Source organism: Streptomyces sp. NPDC058646 (genome assembly GCF_042716875.1).
Classification (GTDB): Bacteria; Actinomycetota; Actinomycetes; order Streptomycetales; family Streptomycetaceae; genus Streptomyces.
Genome location: NZ_JBHXRK010000017.1, coordinates 125,100 through 147,992, shown reverse-complemented (window position 1 = coordinate 147,992; position 22,893 = coordinate 125,100). Strand labels below are relative to the sequence as shown.

Below are 22,893 nucleotides of genomic sequence, written 5' to 3'. Positions count from 1 at the left end.
GAGCCGCGGGACACCATCCCGGCGATGGAGATCAGTGATCTTACCCCGGCGGAACGCCGCGTATGGGAGGCCTTCCCGCGCGGCGACGGCGTCGACTTCCGGGCCAGGCCCGAGGACAGCTCCGTCGACGGAGCCGACTGGGGCCCCGAACGCACCGTGCGCGCCGACGTGTTGCGGGCCCTCCTGCTCGGCGCCCGTCCCCCCGAGGAGGGCCGGGTCGCCGGGCTCAAGGTCAAGGGCGCCAGGATCGTGGGCAAGCTCGACCTCCGCTACGCGGTCGTCGACCACCCGATCCGGCTGCGCGACTGCTGGTTCGAACGCAAACCACTGCTGTACGGGGCCCAGTTGAGGGCGCTCGTCCTCGGCTACTCGACCCTGCCGGGCATGACGGCCGGCAACCTCCGGGTCGACGTCGTCGTACGGATGAGCTGCTGCCGCATCACGGGCCCCGTCCGGATGGCCGGGGCCCGGATATCCGGCGGCCTCTTCCTCCAGGGAGCCGTGATCGGGCCCTCTGCCGGCGAGGAGGAGCACGAACCGCCGCTCCAGCTCAACCATGTCGAGATCGGCACCGACATCATCGCCAACGACCTCACCGTCCACGGCCAGCTGCGTCTCAACGGCGCGGTGGTCGCGGGCCAGGTCAGCCTGGACAGGGCGCGCCTGCTCACCCCCGGCGGCATCGCCCTGCACGCGGAGACCCTGACCGTCGGCACGGACCTGAGGGCCGCCCGCCTCGAAGCCCAGGGCATGATCAACCTCACCGGGTCCCGGATACCGGGTCAGCTCCACTTCAGCCGCGCCTCGTTCGCCAACCCGGACGGTGTCGCGCTCAGGGCCTCCAGCTGCGTCGTGGGCGAGATGTGGCTGCGGGGCTGCGACCGGATCCAGGGAGTGGTCAACCTGCGCCGTTCCCAGTTCGACCTGCTGCACATGCCGTCGCAGACCTGGCCCGGGCGGATCCGCATCGACGGCCTGACCTACCGGACGCTGGCCCCGCACCTGCGCGCCGAGGAGAGACTGCCCGCTCTGGAGCGCGAGGAGTCGGGCTATCTCCCCTACGCCTACGAACAGCTCGCGGCGTCCTACCGTACGGCGGGCGACGAGGCCGGGGCCCGGACCGTCCTGCTCGCCAAGCTGCGCCGGCACCGGCGCACCCTGCCCCGGCACGCCCGGCTCTGGGGGTTGCTCCAGGACACCACCGTCGGCTACGGCTTCCGGCCGCTGCGCGCGGCGGGCTGGCTGCTGGCGCTGCTGCTGACCGGATCGATCGCCTACGGGACGCATCCGCCGCGCGCCCTGAAGGCGGGGGAGGCGCCGGACTTCAACCCGGTGTTCTACACGATCGACCTGATGCTGCCGATCGTCGGCTTCGGCCAGGAGTCGGCCTTCGCGCCGAGCGGCGGCTACCAGTGGCTGTCGTACCTGCTGATCGTGACCGGCTGGATCCTCGCCACCACGACGGCGGCGGGCGTCAGCCGGTCACTGCAGCGCCAGTAGCGGTCAGGCCGCCTTCGCCTTGGTGGCGTACATGTCGACGTACTCCTGGCCGGAGAGCCGCATGACCTCGGCCATCACGGAGTCCGTGACGGCGCGCAGCACGTAGCGGTCGCGGTCCATGCCCTCGTAGCGGGAGAACTCCATCGGCTCGCCGAAGCGGATGGTGACCCGGCCCGGGCGCGGCATGCCGGCGCCGCCGGGCTGCAGCTTGTCGGTGCCGATCACCGCGAACGGGACCACCGGGGCGCCCGTCATCAGGGTCAGGCGGGCGATGCCGGTGCGGCCGCGGTACAGGCGGCCGTCGGGGGAGCGGGTGCCCTCGGGGTAGATGCCGAAGACCTTGCCCTCTTCGAGGATGCGGCGGCCCGTCATCAGGGCGGCGACCCCGCCGTTGGCCCCGTCCCGGTCGACCGGGATCATTCCGGAACCCGTGAAGAACCACGCCATGAGGCGGCCCTTGAGGCCCTTGCCCGTCACGTACTCGTCCTTGCCGATGAAGTGGACCGTGCGGTCGCACACCAGCGGAAGGATCATCGAGTCGATGAAGGTGAGGTGGTTGCCCGCCAAAATCACCGGCCCGGTGCCCGGAATGTTCTCGATGCCCTCTACGCGGGTGCGGAACATCATGCGCATGACGGGTCCGACAGTGGCTTTGATGAGCGCGGTACGGAACAACGTGAGCCCTCCGGCATCGAAAAGCGGGTTTCGCACTACACCGGTAGTGCAGGTGAGGACGATACTCGCGGGTCAGCTCTGATCGCACATCGGGTTCACGCGGTGGATACGCGGTGTTGACGCGTGTTTCCGCCATGTTCCCCGACGTCTCATGTACCGGACACGAGCCGGTGCCTACGATCGCCACGCCGAAACGGGGCTTGTACGACACCGGGACATCCGAGCCCCCGGGTCCCTGACCCCCTTCAGTACGAGGAGTGGCACTCATGACGCAGGGTGGGGCAGCACGGCGAACGGTCCTGGGGGCGGCGGCCCTGGCGGCGGGCACCGGCATGGCCGGAATCATGGCCGGATCCGCCTCGGCCGCCGAGAGCGGACGGGGCGGCGGCGGGGGCTTCCGGGACCTCCCCGTACCGACGGTGATCGGCCACCGGGGCGCGAGCGGATACCGGCCGGAACACACCCTCGGCTCCTACCGGCTCGCCCTCGACCTCGGCGCCGACGTCGTCGAGCAGGATCTGGTCCCGACCCGGGACGGCCACCTGGTGTGCCGCCACGAGAACGAGATCGGCGGCACCACGGACGTGGCCGACCACCCCGCGTTCGCCTCCCGGCGCACCACCAAGTCCGTCGACGGCGTCCCGGTCACCGGCTGGTTCACCGAGGACTTCACCCTCGCCGAGCTGAAGACCCTGCGAGCGAAGGAACGCATCCCCGCCGTCCGCCAGCGCAACACCCTGTACGACGGCCGGTGGGCCGTCCCCACCTTCGAAGAGGTCCTGCGCTGGGCCGACGACGAGGGGCGGCGGCGCGGCAGGAAGGTCTGGCTGCACGTCGAGACCAAGCACCCCACGTACTTCCGCTCCCTCGGCCTCGGCCTGGAGGAGCCCCTCGCCCGGCTCCTGCGCCGCTACGGGCGCGACGGCCGGGGCGCGGCCGTCTTCCTCCAGTCCTTCGAGCCCTCCAGCATCCAGCGGCTCGCCCGGCTGGTCTCCGCCCCGCGCGTGGTCCTGCTCTCCGCCGCGGACACCCGGCCCTGGGACTTCGAGCAGGCCGGGGACCCGCGCACCGTCGCGGACCTGGTCACGCCCGAGGGCCTGAAGTGGATCGCCGGCTTCGCCCAGGGCATCGGCCCGACGATGGACCTGGTCATCCCGCGCGACGCGGCGGGCCGGCTCGGCACGCCGACCACTCTGGTGAAGGACGCCCACGCCCGCGGGCTGGTGCTGCACCCCTACACCGCGCGCAACGAGAACAGTTTCCTTCCGGCCGATTTCCGCAAGGGCACGGACCCGGCCGCGTACGGCGACGCCTTCGCCGCCTTCCGCACCTACTTCGAACAGGGCATCGACGGGATCTTCACCGACAACCCGGACACCGGACTGCTCGCGGCGGAGGCCTTCCGTCCGGGCCGTCGCCCCGTCAACCCGTAGCGGGGAACCCGTCGTACGGGTGTCCGGACCCCGGCGGGGAAACCGCCGGGCACGGCCCCCGCGTCCCGCCCGTCATGGACCTGCTGAAGGACCCCGACCTCATGAACGAACTGGGCCCGCTGCTCTCCGCCGAGGCGGCCGCGGAGGCCCCGGGCGCCGGCGTGGACGCGGCCGACCTGGAACAAGCCGTCTGGGTCAGGCTGCTGGAGGGCGACGGGCGCACCCCGGACACCGCCGACCCGGCGGAACCGGCCCGCTGGCTGCGGCGGGCGGTGCGCGCCGAGGCCCGCCGGGCCCGCCGCCGCGCCCGCCGCGAGGTGGCGTATGACTACCGTCATCACTCCGTGGACGACTACCGTCATCACTCCGCGGGCGACGACCGCCACCCCTCCGCGGATGCCCGCCGCCACCCCTCGGCGGAGGCCCACCGCCGGCCCGGCGCCGCGCACGGCGGGGGAGCCGCGGAACCGGAGGACGCCCTCCTGCACGGCGAGGAGAGGCGGGCGCTCCGCTCGGCGGTCGCCCGGTTGCCCGGGCGCTGTCCGGAGCTGATGAAGGCACTTCTTTCGCCCAGAGACCTCACTTACCGTGAAATCGCAGGAGAGTTGGGTATCTCACAAGGAAGTTTGGGGCCCGTCCGTTCCCGTTGCCTGGGATGTCTGCGCAGAATGCTGGCTGCAGAGGTTGCAGCTCCTGGCCTGCGGGGAAAGGAGCGGTAGACCAACGGGCCACCAGGCGAGCGGGAGGCATGCGCACATGGGCATGAGCGTGACCATTTCGGCGGCGGCTGCCGAGGACGCTGAGCAGATCTTCAAACTGCAGTACCTGGCCTTCCAGCGCGAGGCCGAGCTGTACGGCAACTACCTGATCCAGCCGCTCACCCAGTCCCTGGCCTCCCTCAAGGAGGAGCTCGCGACGGACACCGTGCTCGTGGCGCGCCTCGGCGACGAGGTCGTGGGCACCGTCCGCGGCAGCGTCGACGAGGACGGCACCGGGAAGATCGCCAAGCTCTGCGTCCACCCGCGCCTGCAGGGCCACGGGCTCGGCGCCCGGCTGCTGCGCGCCGTCGAGGAGGCCCTCGCCGGTCACGGCGGGACGACCCGATTCCGCCTGCACACCGGGCACAAGAGCGAGTCCAACCTGCGGCTGTACCGGAAGGCGGGTTACACGAAGGTCGGCGGGCGCACCGCCTCCGACGGCGTCCAGCTGGTGATCCTGGAGAAGGACGCCAAGGACCCGACCCAGTTCGCCGTCAGCGCCTAGCGCCTGGCGCCTGCGCCCACCGCTCAGCGCTTGGTGCGCAGCCAGAGGATCCCGGTGACCGGCAGGATCACCGGGATGAAGAGGTAGCCCATCCCGAACTCGGACCACACGGTCGCGTCGGGGAAGGCCTCGGGGCGCACCAGGGTCCAGGTGCCCACCACCAGCACGCCGGCCAGCTCGGCGGCGCAGCACAGCAGCGCCGCCTTGCGGGCCCGCTCCCCTCCGCGCACCAGCGAGTACGTGATGAAGGCGTAGGCCAGCGCCGCCGCCGCGGACAGCGCGTAGGCCAGCGGGGCCCGGTCGAACTCGGTGGCGATCTGGTAGGCCGAGCGCGACACCGCACCCACCACCATCACCCCGTACAGCCAGACCAGCAGCAGTCCTGGCCCCGAGACCAGCCGCTTGCGCCCGGCCGGAGTGGCGGTCGTCGGGTCAGGCACCGGTGGTTCCCCAGATGTCATGGAGCCGCACTTCCAGGACGGCGAGGACGACCGCGGCCGCGGCCACCGTCACCGAACCCCACCTGGTCCGCTCCGTCAGCGAGAGCAGCCCGGCCGCCGGGATCGCCGCGAGCGCACCCACCAGATAGGCCACGAAGATCACGGAACCCTCGTCGGGTTCCCCGCCCCCGGCCAGCTCGACCACGCCGACCACCAGCTGCGCCAGCACCAGCAGGGTCACCACGGCCATGCCGATGAAGTGCCAGTCCTTGGTCGGCTGATCCCGCCAGGCGGCATGGCCGCACCAGGCGGCGAGGGCGAGCGAGGCCACACCGATGGCGACCGTCAGGGCATCGAGCATGCAGCGAGGGTATTACGGGTCTGAAGACCCGATGCGCGCACCCCTGGTACCGGGCTTTGCTGGACGGCACGGAGTGCATGCCGAAGCCCTGCTGCTCGACGACGACGGCACACGCGTCCCCTCCATGGAATCGGTGCACCGCTGCTCTCCGCACTGCCGGCGGCCGCCCGGCCTGTGAACCGTGGCCTTGACCACAACCCACCCCTCCTCCCAGCTCGGCGCAGATGTGGTCGTACGGGACCTGTCGGCCATGTCCGTGCAGGTCACCGATGCCGGGCCGGCGGTCCGGACGCATGGCTGAGCGGACGGTGGGTGTCCGGGATGCGGTCCCGGTTCGTCCGCTATGCGGACAGTATTGATCGCCCAGCGACCGGGTCTGGTTTACTGGGGCCCATGACCACGACGAGCAGCCGCACCCTTGCGACCGAGGCGACGATGACGCCCGGTGCTCGTTGTATGTGTCGAATGTGCGCCTTCTGAGGGCCCCTTCCCTGCGTCTCGCGCCCCGAAGCGAGACCTTGCCGAGCCTCTCCGTCACCAGCTGCCCAGCAGTGCGGACCTGCTCCTGCCCCGCGCACGCGTCCGCGGCGTCACCGACCCCGTCCCGCACGGTGTGACGGCCTCGACCCGTACCGCGTCCCCAGATGTTTGCCCCGTGCCCGGCACCCGCTGCGCCGTGCACTCGACAGCGACGGAAATCCTGTGATCACCACATCGGGCCTCACGAAGGTCTACCAGTCCCGTGGCCGCGAGGTCACCGCCCTGGACGGCGTCGATCTCCACGTCCGTGAGGGCGAGGTCTACGGAGTCATCGGCCAGAGCGGCGCCGGCAAGTCCTCCCTGATCCGCTGCGTGAACCTGCTGGAGCGCCCCACCACCGGCACCGTGACGGTCGACGGAGTCGACCTCACCGCGCTCGCCGGTCGGGGCCGGCGCGCCGGCAAGGAGCTCCGCGAGGCCCGCAGCCGCATCGGCATGGTCTTCCAGCACTTCAACCTGCTGTCCTCGCGCACCGTCCAGAGCAACATCGAGCTGCCCCTGGAGATCCTCGGGGTCTCCGGACGCGAACGCTCCCGCAAGGCCCTGGAACTCCTCGACCTCGTCGGGCTCGCCGACAAGGCCAAGGCCTACCCCGCCCAGCTCTCCGGCGGCCAGAAGCAGCGCGTCGGCATCGCCCGCGCCCTGGCCGGCGACCCCAAGGTGCTGCTCTCCGACGAAGCAACCAGCGCCCTGGACCCCGAGACCACCCGCTCCATCCTCCAGCTCCTGCGCGACCTGAACCAGCAGCTCGGCCTGACCGTCCTGCTCATCACGCACGAGATGGACGTGGTCAAGTCCGTCTGCGACTCGGCCGCCCTGATGAGGAACGGCCGGGTCGTCGAGTCCGGCACGGTCGCCGAACTGCTCGCCACCCCCGGTTCCGAGCTGGCCGGCGAACTCTTCCCCGTCAGCGGCTCCGCCACCGGCCCCGACCGCACGGTCCTGGACGTCACCTTCCACGGTGACGCCGCTACCCAGCCGGTCGTCTCCCAGCTGTCGCGGACGTACAACATCGACATCTCGATCCTCGGGGCCGCGATGGACACCGTCGCGGGCCGGCAGATCGGCCGGATGCGCATCGAGCTCCCCGGCCGGTACGAGGACAACGTCGTCCCCGTCGGCTTCCTGCGCGAGCAGGGCCTCCAGGTCGACGTCGTCGACGACATCGCTGACCTCGACACCGAAATCGCCGCACTGGTCAAGGATGGTGCCAAGTGACCTGGTCCGAGATGGAGCCCCTGCTCAGCCAGGGCACCTTCGACACCCTCTACATGGTGCTGTGGTCCACCCTGGTGACCGTCCTCGGCGGACTGCCCATCGGCATCCTGCTGGTCCTCACCGACAAGGGCGGCCTCCTGCAGAACCAGCCGCTCAACAAGGTCCTCGGCGTGATCGTGAACATAGGCCGCTCGCTGCCGTTCATCATCCTGCTGATCTTCCTGATCCCGGTCACCACCGCGATCGTCGGCACCTTCATCGGCCCCACCGCCATGATCGTGCCGCTCGCGATCGGCGCCATCCCCTTCTTCGCCCGGCTGGTCGAGACCGCCGTCCGCGAGGTGGACCACGGCCTCGTCGAGGCCGTCGAGTCCATGGGCGGCTCCGTGCCCACCCTGGTCGGCAAGGTGCTCCTCCCGCAGGCCCTGCCCTCCCTGGTCGCCGGCGTGACGACCACCGTCATCACCCTGGTCGGCTACTCCGCCATGGCGGGCGCCGTCGGCGGCGAAGGGCTCGGCTCCAAGGCCATCACCTACGGCTTCCAGCGCTTCGAGACCGGCTTCATGGTCGCCACCGTCGTGGTCCTCGTCGTGATCGTCACGGTGATCCAGCTGATCGGCGACGGCGTGGTCCGCCTCCTCGCCCGGCGCGGCCGGACCGTCTGAACGGGCCCCCGCCGGCCCGCCCCCCGAGTTTCCCCCGCAGCGCCCGCACTTGTCGTGCTTGGGCCGTCACCAGCAAGTCACAGGTACTTGTTCAGCAAGAAAGGCACTCTTCGTGCGTAAGAACAGCAAGCTCACCGTCCTCGCCGCCACCGCCTCCGCGCTCGCCCTCGGCCTCACCGCCTGCGGCACCTCCTCGGACCCCGGCTCCACCAAGGCCGACGGCGGCAAGACCGACGAGAGCAAGGCGCTCGTCGTCGCGGCCTCCCCGAGCCCGCACGCCGACATCCTGAACTTCGTCAAGGACAAGCTCGCGGCGAAGGAGGGCCTCGCCCTCGAGGTCCGGGAGTTCACGGACTACGTCCTGCCGAACACCGCCACCGAGCAGGGCCAGGTCGACGCCAACTACTTCCAGCACAAGCCGTACCTCGACGACTTCAACAAGAAGAACAGCACCCACGTCGTGCCCGTCGCGAACGTGCACCTGGAGCCCCTGGGCCTCTACTCCAAGAAGGTCAAGGCCCTCACCGACCTCAAGCCCGGCCAGACCGTCGCCGTGCCCAACGACACCACCAACGAGGGCCGCGCGCTCCAGCTGCTGGCCGCGAACAACCTGATCACCCTCAAGGAGGGCGTCGGCACCAGCGCCAAGCTGTCCGACATCACCGACAAGAAGGGCCTGGAGTTCAAGGAGCTGGAGGCCGCCACGGTCCCGCGCGCCCTGAACGACGTGGACGCCGCCGTCATCAACGGCAACTACGCCCTCGAGGCCAAGCTCTCGCCCGCCAAGGACGCGCTGGTCCTGGAGAAGGCCGAGGGCAACCCGTACGCCAACTTCCTGGCCGTCAAGGACGGCAACCAGGACGACCCGCGGATCCAGAAGCTCGCCAAGCTGCTGAACTCCGACGACGTCAAGAAGTTCATCGAGGAGAAGTACCAGGGCTCGGTCGTCCCGGCCTTCGGCACCCCCGCCTCCTGAACCACCGGGCCCGCCCCGCGCGGGCCTTCCGGCCCCGGTACGGGCCCGCGCGGCCCCGTACGCCCCCTCCGGCGTGCGGGGCCGCGCTCTGCCCGCTTCCGGGCAGCCCGGCCCTGCACATCCCGCGGCCGATGCTGCATGCTGTGGCCTACGACCCGCGGAGACGGTCCCGCACGAACGGTTCCGCACCGCTGTCGCACGCAACACGGTCGCACCACGGTCCCAGGCTTGGAGCTGCGCATGACTACCACCTTCCCGGACGTCACCATCAGCACGGACCGGCTGGTGCTGCGCCCCTTCGAGGAGGAGGACGTCACCGCGCTCGCCGAGATGATGAACGACGAGCACGTCACCGCCTGGACCAGCGCGCCCCACCCCTACACCCGCGCCCACGCCCACGGCTGGGCCACCCGCGCCGCCCACGCCGAACGCACCGAGGGCCGCGGCATCGTCTTCGCCGTCACCGAGTTCCTCACCCAGCGCCTCGTCGGCATCGTCCACCTCCAGAACACCAACTGGCGCACCCGCGCGACCGAGGCCGCGTACGTCACCGCCCCCTGGGCCCGGGGCGAGGGATACGCCAGCGAGTCCGTACTCGCCGTCGCCCGCTGGCTCTTCCGCGACCAGGGCTTCGAACGCCTCGAACTGCGCACCGCCGCCGACAACACCGCCTCCCAGCAGGTGGCCCAGAAGATCGGCTGCATCAGCGAGGGCGTCCTGCGCAACGCGTGGATAGTGCGCGTCCAGACGGCCGACGGCACCTGGACCGACACCCGTACCGACCTCATCGTCTGGAGCCTCGTCCCCGAGGACCTGGAGGACGGTCCCGGCTACGACGGCTACGAGGACTTCGAGGACGAGTACTCCTACCCGCAGCGGGCCGACGCGCACGGCCGCCCCGTCGGGGCCGACCGGAGCTGAACCGATGACCAGGTAGTCTCACCGTGCCCGCCCCCGACGAAGCTTCGGCTGCCCCCACCCCAGGAGACTGACGACGATGGCCGACCGGGTCACGGTGATCGGCTGGGACGGCTCCCCCCTGACCGCGGCCGCCCGGTCCGCGCTCTCCGCCGCCACCCTGGTGGCCGGCGCGGGCCACCACCTCGAACTACCCGAAGTCCCGCCCACGGCCGAACGCATCCGTCTCGGCAGCCCGGGCCTCGCCGCCCGCCGCATCGCCGGCCACCGCGGCACCGCCGTCGTCCTCGCCGACGGGGACCCCGGGTTCTTCGGCGTCGTACGCACGCTGCGCGCCCCCGAGCACGGGCTGGAGGTCGAAGTCGTCCCCGCCGTCTCCTCCGTGGCCGCCGCCTTCGCCCGCGCCGGGATGCCCTGGGACGACGCCCAGGTGGTCGTCGCCCACCCCCGCACGCTGCGCCGCGCCGTCAACGTCTGCCGCGCCCACGGCAAGGTCGCCGTCCTCACCTCGCCCGGCGCCGGCCCCGCCGAACTGGCCCTGCTCCTCGACGGAGTCCACCGCACCTTCGTCATCTGCGAGGAGCTCGGCACCGACCGGGAACAGGTCAGCGTCCTCACCTCGGACAAGGCCGCCGACCACAGCTGGCGCGACCCGAACGTCGTCATCGTCATCGGTGGCGGCGCTCACGCCGCCACCGCCGACCCGGGCTGGCTGCTCGGCCAGGGCCCGGCCCACTCGGCCGGACGCGGCTGGGCGAGGCCACGGCCCGACCCGGGCGGCGAGGGAGAGTTCGCGCACCTGCGCGCCGCACAGCTCGCCCGGCTCGGCCCCCGCACCGGCGACCTCGTCTGGGACATCGGCACCGGCTCCGGCGCGTTCGCCGTCGACGCCGCGGCCTTCGGAGCCGCCGTCATCGCGGTGGACGCCGACCCGCACGCCGGTGAACGCGTAACGGCCGCCGCCCGCAAGCGCGGAGTGCAGCTCCAGGTCGTCACCGGGCGCGCCCCGCACGTGCTGGAGAACCTGCCCGAACCCGACGTCGTACGCGTCGGAGGCGGCGGAGCCGAGGTCGTCGCGGCCGTCGCCGACCGCCGCCCCGAACGGATCGTCAGCCACGCCTCCACGCGTGACGAGGCGGAGGCCATCGGCCGGGTACTCACCGAACACGGGTACGCAGTCGAGTGCGCCCTGCTCCAGTCCGTCGGCCTCGACACCCGCACCTGGGCCGAACAGGACCGTTCTGTCGTGTTCCTGCTGGCAGCGGAACGCCCCCCGAGCCGCTGAGACGGGGGCCGGGGTAGGCTGGCCGATCGTCGTACCGCCCCTGACGATCCGGGCACCGCGACGACGCCGGGCCGCGCGACGTGGCGCAGTCCACAGCAGACCGTGTCGGTAATGGCCGCCACGGTGGCTGACGGGCGCGACAATGCTTACTGGTTGTCGTGCGGCGCATGCGAGGCGAACGCGTCTCACGGCGACCCCGCACCGCAACTGCGCTCGACGGCCCCGTGGGCGCCGGGCGACCGAAGAGCAACACCGATGGGCGAGGGGTACGCATGACTGACACCGGCCAGGTCCCGGGCGAGGGTCACCCGGACAACGCGGGCATGGTGGATCAGCAGGGCATCCCCGCACCCGTCCAGATGCCGCCGCCGCTTCCTGCCGGCTACGCCTTCCAGGACCTCGTGGACGACCCGGCCGAGCCGGAGGACGAGGAACTGCTGCTGATGCCCAGCGGCCAGGGAGCCTGGAGCGACCCGCAGATCGTCCCGCCGGCCCCCGCGTACCCGGTCGAGCACCCGCTGGGCGAGCTCCCGAACTACGCGGACGCGCCCTACGGCGCCGAGCCCGCGTACCCCGAGGCCCCGGCGGCGTACGCCGAACCCGCCCCGTACGCCGGCTTCCCGCAGCAGCACTTCCCCGACGCCTCCTACACGGCCGGCGCCCACGAGGCGGGCGGCCGTGACTCCGGGGCCCTCGACCTCGGCGGCCTGGTCCCCCCGCAGGCGGTCCCCGCCGCGCAGGCGGCCCCCGCGCCCGCCCCGGCCCGCCGCCCGCTGCACATGGGCCCGCCGGTGCCCGACGCCACCGGCGGGGTCGTACGCTCCCTCGCGGACCGCGGTCCCGCCGCCGCGGCCCCGGCCACGGCCCCCGCCCACGGCGGCCCCGCCGTGCCGCCGCCGGACTCCCCGGTGGCGCCGGTCCCGCTGCGCCAGGCGGGTCCGCCCACCACCGGTCCCGAGTACCTCGACATCCCGCAGGCCGAGGCCCAGGCGGCCGCCGCGCCGCAGCCCGGCGAGGTCCCGCCGCAGGCCGGCGAGCCGTGGGCACAGGAGCCGGTTCCGGAGCAGGCTCCGGCGGCCGCGCCGCCCGCCCCGCCGCAGCCCGGCGAGGCCGCGCCGGAGGCCCTCGGGGCGTTCGAGGCCCCGCAGTTCGCCGCCGGGCCCGAGCAGCTCCCGGCGCAGCCCGAGCCGGTCCCCGCGGAAGCGGCGGCCCAGCCCGCACAGCCGGAGCCCCAGCCGGAGCCCGTGGTGGCCGCGGCCGCCCCCGAGGCGGCCGAGCCCGTCGCGGCCGAGCCCGCCGAGCCCGTCTTGGCACCGCCGCACCCCGTCCAGGCCGAAGAAGCCTCGGCGGACGCCGTGGCCGCAGCGGCCGACCCGGCCGGGGTGGCGCAGCCCGTCCCGGCGCAGGAGCTCCCGGTGGCCGCCGAGTCCGCCGGCCCGGTGCCGACCGAGCCCGTGGCGGCCGAGCCCGTGCCCGCGGAGCCCGTGACCGGCGAGCCCGTGCAGGCCGAGCCCCTCCCGGCCGAGCTGCCGGCCGCCGAGGTCGCGCCCGCCGCGGCGGAGCCGGAGGCCGTCGCCGCCGAGTCGGCCGAGCCCGCCCCCGCCGCCCCGGTCGCGGAGACCGCGCCCGAGGAGGCCCAGCCGGTGGTACCGGTGGAGGCCCAGCCCGCCGAGGCCCTGGTGGCCGAGGCCGCGCCGGTGGCAGCCGAATCCGCCGAGCCGGCGGCCGGACAGCCGCAGAGCGCGGCGGAGCCCGGGCCGCAGCCGGAGCCGCTCGTCACCGAGCCCCCGGTGGCGGAGCCCGCGCAGGCCGCCGAGGTGACCGAGCCCGGCGCCGAAGCCGACCCCGACGCCGCCGACCCGGCGGCCGAGCCCGTCGCCGCCGAGGTGGCCGCCGGAGCCTGGCCCGAGCCGGCGGCCGAGCAGGCCGTGGGCGACCCGGCTCCCGGCTACGACGACGCCGAGCGCGAAGCCGTCCTGCGCGTCATGCGCGAGCGCCGTGACATCCGCAAGGGCTTCCGTACCGACCCCATCCCGCACGAGGTGCTGCTCCGCGTCCTGGAGGCGGCCCACACCGCGCCCAGCGTCGGCCACTCGCAGCCCTGGGACTTCGTCGTCATCCGATCGGCCGAGACCCGCCGCACGATGCACGAGCTCGCCCAGCGCCAGCGCGAGGCCTACGCGAAGTCGCTGCCCAAGGGACGGGCCAAGCAGTTCAAGGAACTCAAGATCGAGGCCATCCTCGACACCCCGGTGAACATCGTCGTCACCGCCGACCCCACCCGGGGCGGGCGCCACACCCTCGGCCGCCACACCCAGCCGCAGATGGCCCCGTACTCCTCGGCCCTCGCCGTCGAGAACCTCTGGCTCGCCGCCCGCGCCGAAGGGCTCGGCGTCGGCTGGGTCAGCTTCTTCGACGAGCGCGAGATGGTTCGCGAGCTGGGCCTGCCGGAGCACCTGGAGGTCGTGGCGTACCTGTGCGTCGGGTACGTCGACGAGTTCCCCGAGGAGCCCGAGCTGGCCCAGGCCGGATGGTCCCAGCGCCGCCCGCTGTCGTGGGTCGTGCACGAGGAGACCTACGGCCGCCGCGCCCTGCCCGGCGAGGAACCGCACGACCTGCTCTCGGAGACGGTCGCCAGCATCCGCCCGCTGGACGCGAAGGCGCTCGGCGAGGCATGGGAGCGGCAGAAGCGCATGACCAAGCCCGCGGGGGCCCTCGGCATGCTGGAGATCATCTCCGCGCAGCTGGCGGGCCTGTCGCGGGTCTGCCCGCCGCCGATCCCGGAGCCCGCCGCCGTGGCGATCTTCGCCGGGGACCACGGGGTGCACGCCCAGGGCGTCACCCCCTGGCCGCAGGAGGTCACCACCCAGATGGTGGCCAACTTCCTGGGCGGCGGCGCGGTCTGCAACGCCTTCGCGAACCAGGTCGGCGCCGAGGTGTGCGTGATCGACGTAGGCGTTGCGGGGGACCTGCCGCCCACCCCGGGCCTGCTCCCGCGCAAGGTCCGCCCGGGCACCGCCGACCTCTCGGTGGGCCCCGCGATGACCCGCGAGGAGGCCGTCGCGGCCATCGAGGTGGGCATCGAGACGGCCCGCGACCTGGTGGCGGCGGGCAACAAGGCCCTGCTCACCGGCGAGATGGGCATCGCGAACACGACGGTGTCCGCAGCGCTGATCTCGGTCTTCACCGGCGTCGACCCGGCGGAGGTCACCGGTCGCGGCACCGGCATCAACGACGAGACCCACGCCCGCAAGGTCGAGGTCGTACGCCGTGCCCTGGACCTCCACCAGCCGGACCCGGCGGACCCGGTCGGGGTCCTGGCGGCGATCGGCGGCCTGGAGCACGCGGCGATCGTGGGCCTGCTGCTCGGCGGGGCCTCGCTGCGCACCCCGGTCATCCTCGACGGAGTCAGCGCCGGCGCGGCCGCCCTGGTGGCGCGGGCCATCGCCCCGGAATCCCTGTCGGCGTGCATCGCGGGTCACCGCAGCGCGGAGCCGGGCCACGTGGCGGCCCTGAACAAGCTCGGCCTGCGCCCCCTGGTCGACCTGGACCTGCGCCTCGGCGAGGGCACAGGGGCCCTGCTGGCCCTCCCGCTGGTCCAGAGTGCCGCCCGCGCCATGCACGAGGTGGCCACCTTCGACTCGGCGGGCGTCACCGAGAAGTAGCCTGCGGGCCACGGTCCCGGGCCTCTGGCCCGGACCCGCGCCCCCGACACCGGCGCCGGACGGCCTCGGGCGCGGTCCGGCCCCGCCGGCGGGTGCGGCGACGGGGCCGGGACGGTGTCCCGCCGGGGCGGGACCGCCCCGCGCCCCCGTCCCGGCCGGGCCGTATCGTGGACCCGCACGAGGAGTCGCACGTCAGCACAGCCCCCGCACCCCTCGCACGCACCCCGCCGCTCCAGCGCCGCAGCGGCAAGACAGCACGACCGCCGCACCAGGAGCCGCACCGCCATGGCCGAACACCCCGCGTACCCCGTCGGTCTCCGACTCGCCGGCCGCCGCGTCGTCGTCATCGGCGGCGGCCAGGTCGCCCAGCGGCGCCTCCCCGCGCTCATCGCGGCCGGCGCCGACGTCCTGCTCATCTCCCCCTCCGCCACCCCGTCCGTGGACGCCATGGCGGAGACCGGCGAGATCCGCTGGGAGCGCCGCCGCTACCAGGAGGGCGACCTCGCCGGAGCCTGGTACGCGTTGATCGCCACCCAGAACCGCGAGGACAACGAGCGGGCCTCCGCCGAGGCCGAGCGCGAGCGCGTCTGGTGCGTCCGCGCCGACGACGCCTCCGCCGCCACCGCCTGGACCCCCGCCACCGGCCGCAGCGAGGGCGTCACCATCGCCGTGCTCACGGGCAACGACCCGCGCCGCTCCGCCGCCGTCCGCGACGCCGTCGTCGAGGGCCTGCGCGAGGGCACCCTCACCGCGCCCGCGCACCGCCGCGCCCACGCCCCCGGCGTCTCCCTCGTCGGCGGCGGCCCCGGCGACCCCGACCTGATCACCGTCCGCGGGCGCCGCCTGCTCGCCGAGGCCGACGTCGTCATCGCCGACCGCCTCGGCCCGCGCGACCTGCTCGACGAACTCCCGCCCCACGTCGAGGTCATCGACGCGGCGAAGATCCCGTACGGCCGCTTCATGGCCCAGGAGGCCATCAACAACGCCCTCATCGAGCACGCCAAGGCCGGCAAGGCCGTGGTCCGGCTCAAGGGCGGGGACCCCTACGTCTTCGGCCGCGGCATGGAGGAGCTCCAGGCCCTCGCCGAGGCGGGCATCCCCTGCACCGTCGTCCCGGGCATCTCCAGCTCCATCTCGGTGCCCGGAGCCGCCGGCATCCCGGTCACGCACCGCGGCGTGGCCCACGAGTTCACCGTGGTCAGCGGACACGTCGGTCCCGACGACCCGCGCTCGCTCGTCGACTGGGCCGCGCTCGCCAAGCTCACCGGCACCCTGGTGATCCTCATGGGCGTCGACAAGATCGGCCTGATCGCCGAGGCCCTGGTCCGCCACGGACGCGCCGCCGACACCCCGGTCGCGGTGGTCCAGGAGGGCACCACCGCCGCCCAGCGCCGCGTCGACGCCACCCTCGCCACCGTCGGCGAGACGGTCCGCGCCCAGGAGGTCCGCCCGCCCGCGGTCATCGTCATCGGCGAGGTCGTCCGCGTCGGCACCCCGAGCCTTCCCACCACCACCGCCTGACAGGCCGTTGGCACCACACCCAGGACAAGGCAGTATCACCCTGTGGCTGATCTCATCACCGTCGAGGACCCCGACGACCCGCGCCTGCGCGACTACACGGGCCTGACCGACGTCGAACTGCGGCGCCGGCGCGAGCCCGCCGAAGGCCTGTTCATCGCCGAGGGCGAGAAGGTCATCAGACGCGCCAAGGACGCCGGGTACGAGATGCGCTCCATGCTGCTCTCCGCCAAGTGGGTCGACGTGATGCGCGACGTCATCGACGAGCTGCCGGCCCCGGTGTACGCCGTCAGCCCGGAACTCGCCGAACGCGTCACCGGTTACCACGTGCACCGCGGCGCCCTCGCCTCCATGCAGCGCAAGCAGCTGCCCACGGCCGAGGAACTCCTGGCCACCACGCGGCGCGTGGTCATCATGGAAGCCGTCAACGACCACACCAACATCGGCGCCATCTTCCGCAGCGCCGCCGCCCTCGGCATGGATGCGGTGCTGCTGTCGCCGGACTGCGCGGACCCGCTCTACCGCCGCTCCGTGAAGGTCTCGATGGGAGCGGTCTTCTCCGTCCCCTACGCGCGCCTGGACGCCTGGCCCAAGAGCCTGGACCGGGTCCGTGAGGCCGGCTTCAAGCTGCTCGCCCTCACCCCGCACCAGAAGGCCTCGCCGATCGACGTGGCCGCCCCGCAGTCCCTGGAGCGGGTCGCGCTGATGCTGGGGGCGGAGGGCGACGGCCTGTCCACCCAGGCACTGGTCGCCGCCGACGAGTGGGTGCGCATCCCCATGGCGCACGGAGTGGACTCGCTGAACGTGGGCGCGGCCGCGGCCGTCGCCTTCTACGCGGTCGCCCAGGGCCGCCCCACCCTGTAGGATGCCCCGCCGGCCGGGGCGGTCGCCCCGGCCGGTCAGAGCTTCTGGGCCGCCGCGATGCCCAGCGCCACGATCAGCGTCACCACGACGAACACGATCAGCCGCTGCCGCATCAGCCTCGGGTCCGGCCGCGAGGGCCGTCGCCCCGCACCCGTCGTACGAGGGGCCGGGCGGCCGCCCGTACGCCCCGCGGTCGGCCGCGAGGACGGACCGCCGGGGCTGCGGGGGTTGCGCGGGGAGGAGGGCCGCGAGTGCGGTCCGCTCTGCGGGCCCTGCGCACGCGGCGTCGAAGCCGTGCCGGGGCGCCGCTCCGTCTGCTGTTCCGCGTACGGGTCCGCCCCCTCGGGGAGGCGTCCGGTGGGCCGCTCCGCGCGGACCCGCTGCGCCGGCGGGCGCCCGTCGGAGAGCCCCTGGGCCTCGCGTGCCGCGATCTCCTTCAGCCGCATCGACAGCTGGAGGGTGCTGGGCCGCTCCTCGGGGTCCTTGGCCAGGCAGGCCCGTACGAGCGGCGCGAGCGCGTCCGGGACCCCCACCAGGTGGGGCTCCTCGTGCACGACGCGGTACAGCATGACCTCGGAACTGCCGTGGCCGAAGGGGGAGTCGGCGGTCGCCGCGTAGGCGAGGGTGGCGCCGAGGGCGAACACGTCGGTGGCGGGGGTGACCACGGCGCCGCGCACCTGTTCGGGAGCCAGGAAGCCGGGGGAGCCCACGGCCGTCCCCACGTGGGTGAGGGTGCTCGCCCCGGTGGCCCAGGCGATCCCGAAGTCGATGATGCGCGGGCCCTTGGGGGACAGCAGGATGTTCGAGGGCTTGAGGTCCCGGTGGACGACGCCCGCCTCGTGCACGGCGACCAGCCCCTCGGAGAGCGCGGCGCCGACGGCGGCGATCTGCGCGGCCGACAGGGGGCCTTCCTCGGCCACCTTGTCGTGCAGGGAGGGGCCGGGGACGTACTGGGTGGCGAACCAGGGCCGCTCGGCCTCCAGGTCCGCCGCCACCAGGCGGGCGGTGCACCCGCCCCGGATCCGCCGGGCCGCCGACACCTCGCGCGCGAACCGCGAGCGGAACTCCTGGTCCTCGGCCAGATCCGGCCGGATGACCTTGAGCGCGACCCGCTGCCCGCGCCGGTCCGATCCCAGGTAGACCACGCCCATCCCGCCGGCGCCGAGCCGTCGGTGCAGTCTGAACGAGCCGACGACACGCGGGTCCTCGCGCCGGAGCCGCATCATCGCCATGTCCACCCCGCTGACCGGTCGTCCTGTTGACGTGGCACAGCTTACGGACGATCCGGCACGCGCGCTCAGAGGCCGCGCCCTCGCCGGGGGATTCGCTAGTCAGTGCGGGGCCGTCCCCTCCAGGGATCCTCAAGTGCCCCGGAGGATACTGGCGAGGGACCGGGTCCGGTGGCCAAACACCCTTCGGCGCAAGGCTCTTGACGCCTGCGCCCGCCGATTGCGCGGGCCGGGCAGGGGGTCTGGGGCCGCGGGCCCCGGATGGATCTTGTGGGGAGACCGCACGGAGACACGCGTGAACAGGGAGTGACGGAAGTGAGTGAAGTCACTACCCTCCGGTCATCCCCTCCGGGAAGACCCCGACGGCGGGGGACCGGTCTCCACCCAGGGGAGTACACGGGAGTGGCCCCGTCATCCTCCCGGAGGCCCGGCAAAGGGTACGAGGGCATGAGGCCAGGGACCCTCCACGCGCCTAGTGTTGAGGACAAGCGGCGGGTGGAGCACTCGTCCCCCGAGGTCACAAGCCCGCCGCTGCCAGACGACAGGGAGAGGACCATGGCGGACATCGCACGGCAGGGACGCAAGGCATTCGCGTTCAACGGCCATGAGTCCGGCACGCGCCACCCGCTGGTGGCCGCGGCCATGGTGCTCCCCCTGGCCGCGGTCCTGCTCTTCCTCTTCGGAGGCTTCGAGCAGGTGGCGGCGCAGGCGTCGTCCGTGGGTGTGATGCTGGGGCGCTGAGCGGCGCCCCGGACCCGGTAGAGCGGACCGGGTCGGGACATCGGCCTGTAGCCCCGTGGGGACGGGGGTGCGACGGACGGCAGGTGAAGGGTGCTGCCCGTACGACTGGGGAGTCGGACGGGCAGCACCCTTTTCGATGTGCTCCTCGTGCCGGCCGCCGTCCTGCGCGTAGGCTCGTGCCGCGCGAGGGGAGGGCCCGTGACGGCCGCAAGCACCACCTGGCGGCCGATGCGCCGCGACGCCCCACCGGGCGCCATCACGCCCGCCGGGGCCGATCTCCCCCGGCGCCACGGCAGGTTCGCCCCCGCGCCGGTCCTCGACGGGGCCGGGCCCTGAGCCCCGCCGCCCTGCCCGCCGCCCTCGCCGCCTGGGCCGGCCCGGGCCGTGCCGGGCGCCCTGCCGGCCAGGCCGCGCCAGGGCCGGCCGACACCGCACACCCCGGTGCGTACCGGGTGCTCGCCGACCGGGCCGACGGGACCCTCGTACGCCGCGGGGACACCGTCGCCAAGGCGCACGCGGCGGACAGCGACCGCGCGGCCCTGGCGGCCCGGCTGCGGATCGCGGGGGCCCCGGCGCTCGGCGGGGTGCTGCTGCCCCCGCTGCGCACCGGCTCCGTGCACGGCAGGCCCGCGTCCCTGTGGCCGTACGGGACCCCGGTCGACCCGGAGCGCCCCGAGGCCGCCCCGTGGGAGGCCGCCGCCGGGCTCCTGGCCGCCCTGCACCGGATCCCGCCCGGCAGCCTCCCCGGTCCGCTCCCCCCGATGCGCGGCCCGGCGAAGGTCGCCCGCGCCCTGGACCGCCTGGCGCGGGCCGTGCCGGACCCCTCCCGGCCCGCGGGCGCGCAGGCCGCGCCCCCGCCGGCGCCCCGCCGCGCGGACGCGGGTGCGGACGGCCGGGCGCACGCGGGAGCGGACGCGGAGGCAGGCGCCGGGGCGGACGCCGGCGCGCGCGCCGTACGGGCCGCCGCGCGGACCCTGCCCGCCTGGGCGCGGGGCGAGGCGGAGCCACCGCCCGGCGGGCTGCTCTGCCACGGGGACCTGCACCTCGGCCAGCTGGTGCGGTACCCCGCCCCGGACGGCCCCTGGCTGCTCATCGACGTCGACGACCTCGGCCTCGGCGCCCCCGCCTGGGACCTCGCCCGCCCGGCCGCCTGGTACGCGGCCGGGCTGCTGGACACGGCGACCTGGCTCCGCTTCCTGGACGCCTACCGGGCGGCCGGGGGACCGGCGGCCGGTCCGCCGGGCTGCGACCCGTGGCCGGAACTGGACCTCGCCGCCCGCGCGCTCACCGTGCAGACGGCGGCCCTGGCCCTGGCCAGGGCGGTACGCGCGGGCCGCCGACTGGAGGAGGTGGAGCGGCTGATGGTGGACGCCTGCGGCCGAATCGCCGGGCTCCCGGCCGACTTGAACTCCGGGTCCCCGTCGTAGGGTGAGTCTCCCGCCACCGGGCATGCATCCGATGGCGGCGTCCACGGTGAGGAGTTGATCCGGTCATGCAGTGTCCGAAGTGTCACGCGGCGATGCACACGTACAACCGCAACGGTGTCCAGATAGAGCAGTGCAGCGGCTGCCGCGGGATCTTCCTCGACTACGGCGAGCTGGAGGCGCTGACCCGCCTGGAGTCCCAGTACACCGCCCAGCAGTACGGCCAGGTCCCTCCGCCGGCCGCGCCCCCGGCCCCCTACCCCGCCCCGCACGCGGCCCCGGCTCCCGCCTGGGGCGCCCCGCACCACGGCGGCCACGGGCACCACGGCCACCACCGCGGCGGCTTCGGCCGGATGCTCTTCTCCTCCTGACGCGTCCCGCGCAGGGCAGGTACGCAGGAAGCCCCGGCCGTCGAGACGGCCGGGGCTTCCGGGCTGTGCGCGATACTGGGATTGAACCAGTGACCTCTTCCGTGTCAGGGAAGCGCTCTCCCGCTGAGCTAATCGCGCGGGCTCCACGGCTGGGAAGCCGCAGGTCGAACAGGTGGTGCGTGGTACTGCGTGCGCGATACTGGGATTGAACCAGTGACCTCTTCCGTGTCAGGGAAGCGCTCTCCCGCTGAGCTAATCGCGCGGGGGCCCTTGCGGACCAGTGGACGATACTGGGATTGAACCAGTGACCTCTTCCGTGTCAGGGAAGCGCTCTCCCGCTGAGCTAATCGTCCTTGGAGGTGGAGACGGGATTTGAACCCGTGTAGACGGCTTTGCAGGCCGTTGCCTCGCCTCTCGGCCACTCCACCATGGAGCTGCAGGGGTTCTCGGGAAGAAATCCCCCACGTCGAGCGGACGACGAGACTCGAACTCGCGACATCCACCTTGGCAAGGTGGTGCTCTACCAACTGAGCTACGTCCGCAGGTCACCGTGTTCGCTCCGGGGGTTCCCCCCTTCGCTCCCTGGCGACGTGTTGAACTCTAGCGGATTCCCGGGCCAGCTCAAAAACGCGTTTCCGCAGCGTGCTGCCGCTCGATCACCACGGGTCACCCGGCCGTCACCCCACCGGCGCCGCCGCGTCACCGGTCATAGACTCGCAGCCGTGCACGACCTGCCTCCTCTGGCCCGCTTCGGCGGCCTCCTCGCGACCGACCTCCGAGACGTCACCAGTGATCCCGCCGCCCTCGACTCCACCGGGTTCTGGGCGGTGGCCGCGGACTTCGAAGGGCGGCTCGTCTGCGCGCGCTTCGGGGACATACGCCCCGATCCGGTCCCCGCACCCGTCCCCGGCGCCTGGCGCGGACCGGACGCCGACGAGTGGACCTCCTCCCTCGACCGCGCCGCCTACACCTCCGGCGTACGCCGCATCCGCGAGTTCATCGCCGCAGGTGAGGTGTACCAGGCCAACCTCTGCAGGGTGATGTCGGCGCCGCTGGCCGACCCGGCCGGAGCCGATGTCGACGCGCTCACCGCACTCCTCGCGCGCGGCAACCCGGCACCCTATGCAGGAACGATTCGGCTCCCCGCCCACGGCGTCGAGATCGCCACCGCCTCGCCCGAGCTGTTCCTGCGCCGGGCCGGCCGCCACGTCGAGTCGGGCCCGATCAAGGGCACCGGCCGTACGGTCGCCGACCTGCTGCCCAAGGACCACGCCGAGAACGTCATGATCGTGGACCTCGTACGCAACGACCTCGGCCGGGTCTGCGCCACCGGCTCCGTCGCGGTGCCCGAGCTGTGTGCCGTGGAGGAGCACCCCGGCCTGGTCCACCTCGTCTCCACCGTCAGCGGCGAGCTGGCCGACGGCGCCGGCTGGCCCGAGCTGCTCGCCGCGACCTTCCCGCCCGGCTCCGTCACCGGCGCCCCGAAGTCCTCCGCCCTGCGGATCATCGAATCGCTGGAGACCGCCCCGCGCGGCCCCTACTGCGGAGGCATCGGCTGGGTCGACGCCGACCAGGGCACCGCCGAGCTGGCCGTCGGCATCCGCACCTTCTGGATCGACCGGGAGGCCCCCGGCGGCCCCCGCCTGCTCTTCGGTACCGGGGCGGGCATCACCTGGGGCTCCGACCCCGACCGCGAATGGGCCGAGACCGAGCTGAAGGCGGCACGCCTCCTCCGGGTAGCGTCGGGCATCCACGAGGCGCCCGGCGCCCACGGGACGTACAGGGCGTAGGGGACGCGCGGGACTAC

General features: G+C 73.6%; 21 protein-coding genes and 5 tRNA genes. 17 read left to right on the top strand and 9 right to left on the bottom strand.

Annotated features, from left to right (window positions below):
- Positions 1 to 24 precede the first annotated feature (24 nt).
- On the top strand, positions 25 to 1,500 hold the full coding sequence (locus ACFWUZ_RS21810) for a membrane-associated oxidoreductase (RefSeq protein ID WP_384375211.1): 1,476 nt from the start codon (positions 25 to 27) through the stop codon (positions 1,498 to 1,500).
- Positions 1,501 to 1,503: 3 nt separating this feature from the next.
- Here ACFWUZ_RS21810 and ACFWUZ_RS21805 read toward each other — a convergent pair whose 3' ends face one another.
- The gene (locus ACFWUZ_RS21805) at positions 1,504 to 2,133 is read right to left on the bottom strand and encodes a lysophospholipid acyltransferase family protein (RefSeq protein ID WP_384375208.1); all 630 of its coding nucleotides are present in this window, start codon (positions 2,131 to 2,133) and stop codon (positions 1,504 to 1,506) included.
- Between the two features lie 308 nt (positions 2,134 to 2,441).
- On the opposite strand from ACFWUZ_RS21805, the gene ACFWUZ_RS21800 reads away from it, so the two are divergent.
- From ACFWUZ_RS21800 to ACFWUZ_RS21790, 3 genes are all read left to right on the top strand, one after another.
- On the top strand, positions 2,442 to 3,608 hold the full coding sequence (locus ACFWUZ_RS21800) for a glycerophosphodiester phosphodiesterase (RefSeq protein ID WP_384375205.1): 1,167 nt from the start codon (positions 2,442 to 2,444) through the stop codon (positions 3,606 to 3,608).
- Positions 3,609 to 3,682: 74 nt separating this feature from the next.
- A complete protein-coding gene (locus ACFWUZ_RS21795) occupies positions 3,683 to 4,327 on the top strand; it encodes a sigma-70 family RNA polymerase sigma factor (RefSeq protein WP_384375202.1) in 645 nt (214 codons plus the stop codon).
- Positions 4,328 to 4,364: 37 nt separating this feature from the next.
- On the top strand, positions 4,365 to 4,871 hold the full coding sequence (locus tag ACFWUZ_RS21790) for a GNAT family N-acetyltransferase (protein ID WP_384375199.1): 507 nt from the start codon (positions 4,365 to 4,367) through the stop codon (positions 4,869 to 4,871).
- 23 nt (positions 4,872 to 4,894) lie between these two features.
- On the opposite strand, the gene ACFWUZ_RS21785 is transcribed toward ACFWUZ_RS21790, so the two are convergent.
- Together ACFWUZ_RS21785 and ACFWUZ_RS21780 are read right to left on the bottom strand one after the other, a co-directional pair.
- Positions 4,895 to 5,332, bottom strand: a complete 438-nt coding sequence (locus ACFWUZ_RS21785; protein ID WP_384375196.1) for a hypothetical protein — start codon at positions 5,330 to 5,332, stop codon at positions 4,895 to 4,897.
- Entirely contained in the window at positions 5,304 to 5,672 is a 369-nt protein-coding gene (locus tag ACFWUZ_RS21780) for a hypothetical protein (protein WP_384375193.1), read from the bottom strand. The genes ACFWUZ_RS21785 and ACFWUZ_RS21780 overlap by 29 nt, the downstream gene beginning before the upstream one ends.
- Before the next feature lie 702 nt (positions 5,673 to 6,374).
- Here ACFWUZ_RS21780 and ACFWUZ_RS21775 point away from each other — a divergent pair.
- The 8 genes from ACFWUZ_RS21775 to ACFWUZ_RS21740 all read left to right on the top strand — a co-directional run bounded on the left by ACFWUZ_RS21775 (position 6,375) and on the right by ACFWUZ_RS21740 (position 17,321).
- Complete coding sequence (locus tag ACFWUZ_RS21775; protein ID WP_384375189.1) at positions 6,375 to 7,430, top strand: methionine ABC transporter ATP-binding protein; 1,056 nt, start codon at positions 6,375 to 6,377, stop codon at positions 7,428 to 7,430.
- Complete coding sequence (locus ACFWUZ_RS21770; protein ID WP_384375186.1) at positions 7,427 to 8,095, top strand: methionine ABC transporter permease; 669 nt, start codon at positions 7,427 to 7,429, stop codon at positions 8,093 to 8,095. The genes ACFWUZ_RS21775 and ACFWUZ_RS21770 overlap by 4 nt, the downstream gene beginning before the upstream one ends.
- A gap of 112 nt (positions 8,096 to 8,207) precedes the next feature.
- Positions 8,208 to 9,071, top strand: coding sequence for a MetQ/NlpA family ABC transporter substrate-binding protein (locus ACFWUZ_RS21765; RefSeq protein ID WP_384375183.1), 864 nt, complete (start codon positions 8,208 to 8,210; stop codon positions 9,069 to 9,071).
- A gap of 240 nt (positions 9,072 to 9,311) precedes the next feature.
- Complete coding sequence (locus tag ACFWUZ_RS21760; protein WP_384375180.1) at positions 9,312 to 9,992, top strand: GNAT family N-acetyltransferase; 681 nt, start codon at positions 9,312 to 9,314, stop codon at positions 9,990 to 9,992.
- Positions 9,993 to 10,068: 76 nt separating this feature from the next.
- Entirely contained in the window at positions 10,069 to 11,274 is a 1,206-nt protein-coding gene (gene cbiE, locus ACFWUZ_RS21755; protein ID WP_384375177.1) for a precorrin-6y C5,15-methyltransferase (decarboxylating) subunit CbiE, read from the top strand.
- Between the two features lie 272 nt (positions 11,275 to 11,546).
- Positions 11,547 to 14,939, top strand: a complete 3,393-nt coding sequence (cobT, locus tag ACFWUZ_RS21750) for a nicotinate-nucleotide--dimethylbenzimidazole phosphoribosyltransferase (protein ID WP_384375173.1) — start codon at positions 11,547 to 11,549, stop codon at positions 14,937 to 14,939.
- 285 nt (positions 14,940 to 15,224) lie between these two features.
- Positions 15,225 to 16,460: a uroporphyrinogen-III C-methyltransferase gene (gene cobA / locus ACFWUZ_RS21745; RefSeq protein WP_384375170.1), complete on the top strand. Its 1,236-nt coding sequence runs from the start codon at positions 15,225 to 15,227 to the stop codon at positions 16,458 to 16,460.
- Positions 16,461 to 16,502: 42 nt separating this feature from the next.
- Positions 16,503 to 17,321, top strand: coding sequence for a TrmH family RNA methyltransferase (locus tag ACFWUZ_RS21740; protein WP_384375167.1), 819 nt, complete (start codon positions 16,503 to 16,505; stop codon positions 17,319 to 17,321).
- A 35-nt stretch (positions 17,322 to 17,356) separates the two neighbouring features.
- Here the strand turns inward: ACFWUZ_RS21740 and ACFWUZ_RS21735 are convergent, their stop codons facing one another.
- Entirely contained in the window at positions 17,357 to 18,553 is a 1,197-nt protein-coding gene (locus tag ACFWUZ_RS21735) for a protein kinase (protein WP_384375163.1), read from the bottom strand.
- A 528-nt stretch (positions 18,554 to 19,081) separates the two neighbouring features.
- On the opposite strand from ACFWUZ_RS21735, the gene ACFWUZ_RS21730 reads away from it, so the two are divergent.
- The 4 genes from ACFWUZ_RS21730 (at position 19,082) to ACFWUZ_RS21715 (ending at position 21,086) form a co-directional block, all read left to right on the top strand.
- Positions 19,082 to 19,291 (top strand): hypothetical protein, encoded by a 210-nt coding sequence (locus ACFWUZ_RS21730; protein WP_384375295.1) that lies wholly within the window; start codon positions 19,082 to 19,084, stop codon positions 19,289 to 19,291.
- A 198-nt stretch (positions 19,292 to 19,489) separates the two neighbouring features.
- A complete protein-coding gene (locus tag ACFWUZ_RS21725) occupies positions 19,490 to 19,627 on the top strand; it encodes a hypothetical protein (RefSeq protein WP_384375160.1) in 138 nt (45 codons plus the stop codon).
- A gap of 116 nt (positions 19,628 to 19,743) precedes the next feature.
- Positions 19,744 to 20,718: a phosphotransferase family protein gene (locus tag ACFWUZ_RS21720; protein WP_384375156.1), complete on the top strand. Its 975-nt coding sequence runs from the start codon at positions 19,744 to 19,746 to the stop codon at positions 20,716 to 20,718.
- A 65-nt stretch (positions 20,719 to 20,783) separates the two neighbouring features.
- Positions 20,784 to 21,086, top strand: coding sequence for a zf-TFIIB domain-containing protein (locus ACFWUZ_RS21715; RefSeq protein ID WP_272256337.1), 303 nt, complete (start codon positions 20,784 to 20,786; stop codon positions 21,084 to 21,086).
- 66 nt (positions 21,087 to 21,152) lie between these two features.
- On the opposite strand, the gene ACFWUZ_RS21710 is transcribed toward ACFWUZ_RS21715, so the two are convergent.
- The 5 genes from ACFWUZ_RS21710 to ACFWUZ_RS21690 all read right to left on the bottom strand — a co-directional run bounded on the left by ACFWUZ_RS21710 (position 21,153) and on the right by ACFWUZ_RS21690 (position 21,628).
- Positions 21,153 to 21,224: transfer RNA gene (locus ACFWUZ_RS21710), tRNA-Val, on the bottom strand.
- A gap of 52 nt (positions 21,225 to 21,276) precedes the next feature.
- A tRNA-Val gene (locus ACFWUZ_RS21705) sits at positions 21,277 to 21,348 on the bottom strand.
- Positions 21,349 to 21,367: 19 nt separating this feature from the next.
- Positions 21,368 to 21,439 (bottom strand) — tRNA-Val (locus ACFWUZ_RS21700).
- 1 nt (position 21,440) lies between these two features.
- A tRNA-Cys gene (locus tag ACFWUZ_RS21695) sits at positions 21,441 to 21,514 on the bottom strand.
- A gap of 41 nt (positions 21,515 to 21,555) precedes the next feature.
- Positions 21,556 to 21,628: transfer RNA gene (locus ACFWUZ_RS21690), tRNA-Gly, on the bottom strand.
- Between the two features lie 180 nt (positions 21,629 to 21,808).
- On the opposite strand from ACFWUZ_RS21690, the gene ACFWUZ_RS21685 reads away from it, so the two are divergent.
- Complete coding sequence (locus tag ACFWUZ_RS21685) at positions 21,809 to 22,876, top strand: chorismate-binding protein (RefSeq protein WP_384375153.1); 1,068 nt, start codon at positions 21,809 to 21,811, stop codon at positions 22,874 to 22,876.
- The last annotated feature ends 17 nt before the right edge of the window (positions 22,877 to 22,893 follow it).

Coding starts and splice junctions, on each gene's coding strand:
- ACFWUZ_RS21790 (WP_384375199.1), top strand. CDS start 4,365: ATGGGCATGAGCGTGACCATTTCGGCGGCGGCTGCCGAGGACGCTGAG.
- cbiE (WP_384375177.1), top strand. CDS start 10,069: ATGGCCGACCGGGTCACGGTGATCGGCTGGGACGGCTCCCCCCTGACC.
- ACFWUZ_RS21780 (WP_384375193.1), bottom strand. CDS start 5,672: ATGCTCGATGCCCTGACGGTCGCCATCGGTGTGGCCTCGCTCGCCCTC.
- cobT (WP_384375173.1), top strand. CDS start 11,547: ATGACTGACACCGGCCAGGTCCCGGGCGAGGGTCACCCGGACAACGCG.
- ACFWUZ_RS21715 (WP_272256337.1), top strand. CDS start 20,784: ATGCAGTGTCCGAAGTGTCACGCGGCGATGCACACGTACAACCGCAAC.
- ACFWUZ_RS21735 (WP_384375163.1), bottom strand. CDS start 18,553: ATGGCGATGATGCGGCTCCGGCGCGAGGACCCGCGTGTCGTCGGCTCG.
- ACFWUZ_RS21795 (WP_384375202.1), top strand. CDS start 3,683: ATGGACCTGCTGAAGGACCCCGACCTCATGAACGAACTGGGCCCGCTG.
- ACFWUZ_RS21810 (WP_384375211.1), top strand. CDS start 25: ATGGAGATCAGTGATCTTACCCCGGCGGAACGCCGCGTATGGGAGGCC.
- ACFWUZ_RS21805 (WP_384375208.1), bottom strand. CDS start 2,133: ATGCGCATGATGTTCCGCACCCGCGTAGAGGGCATCGAGAACATTCCG.
- ACFWUZ_RS21760 (WP_384375180.1), top strand. CDS start 9,312: ATGACTACCACCTTCCCGGACGTCACCATCAGCACGGACCGGCTGGTG.
- ACFWUZ_RS21785 (WP_384375196.1), bottom strand. CDS start 5,332: ATGACATCTGGGGAACCACCGGTGCCTGACCCGACGACCGCCACTCCG.
- ACFWUZ_RS21800 (WP_384375205.1), top strand. CDS start 2,442: ATGACGCAGGGTGGGGCAGCACGGCGAACGGTCCTGGGGGCGGCGGCC.
- cobA (WP_384375170.1), top strand. CDS start 15,225: ATGGCCGAACACCCCGCGTACCCCGTCGGTCTCCGACTCGCCGGCCGC.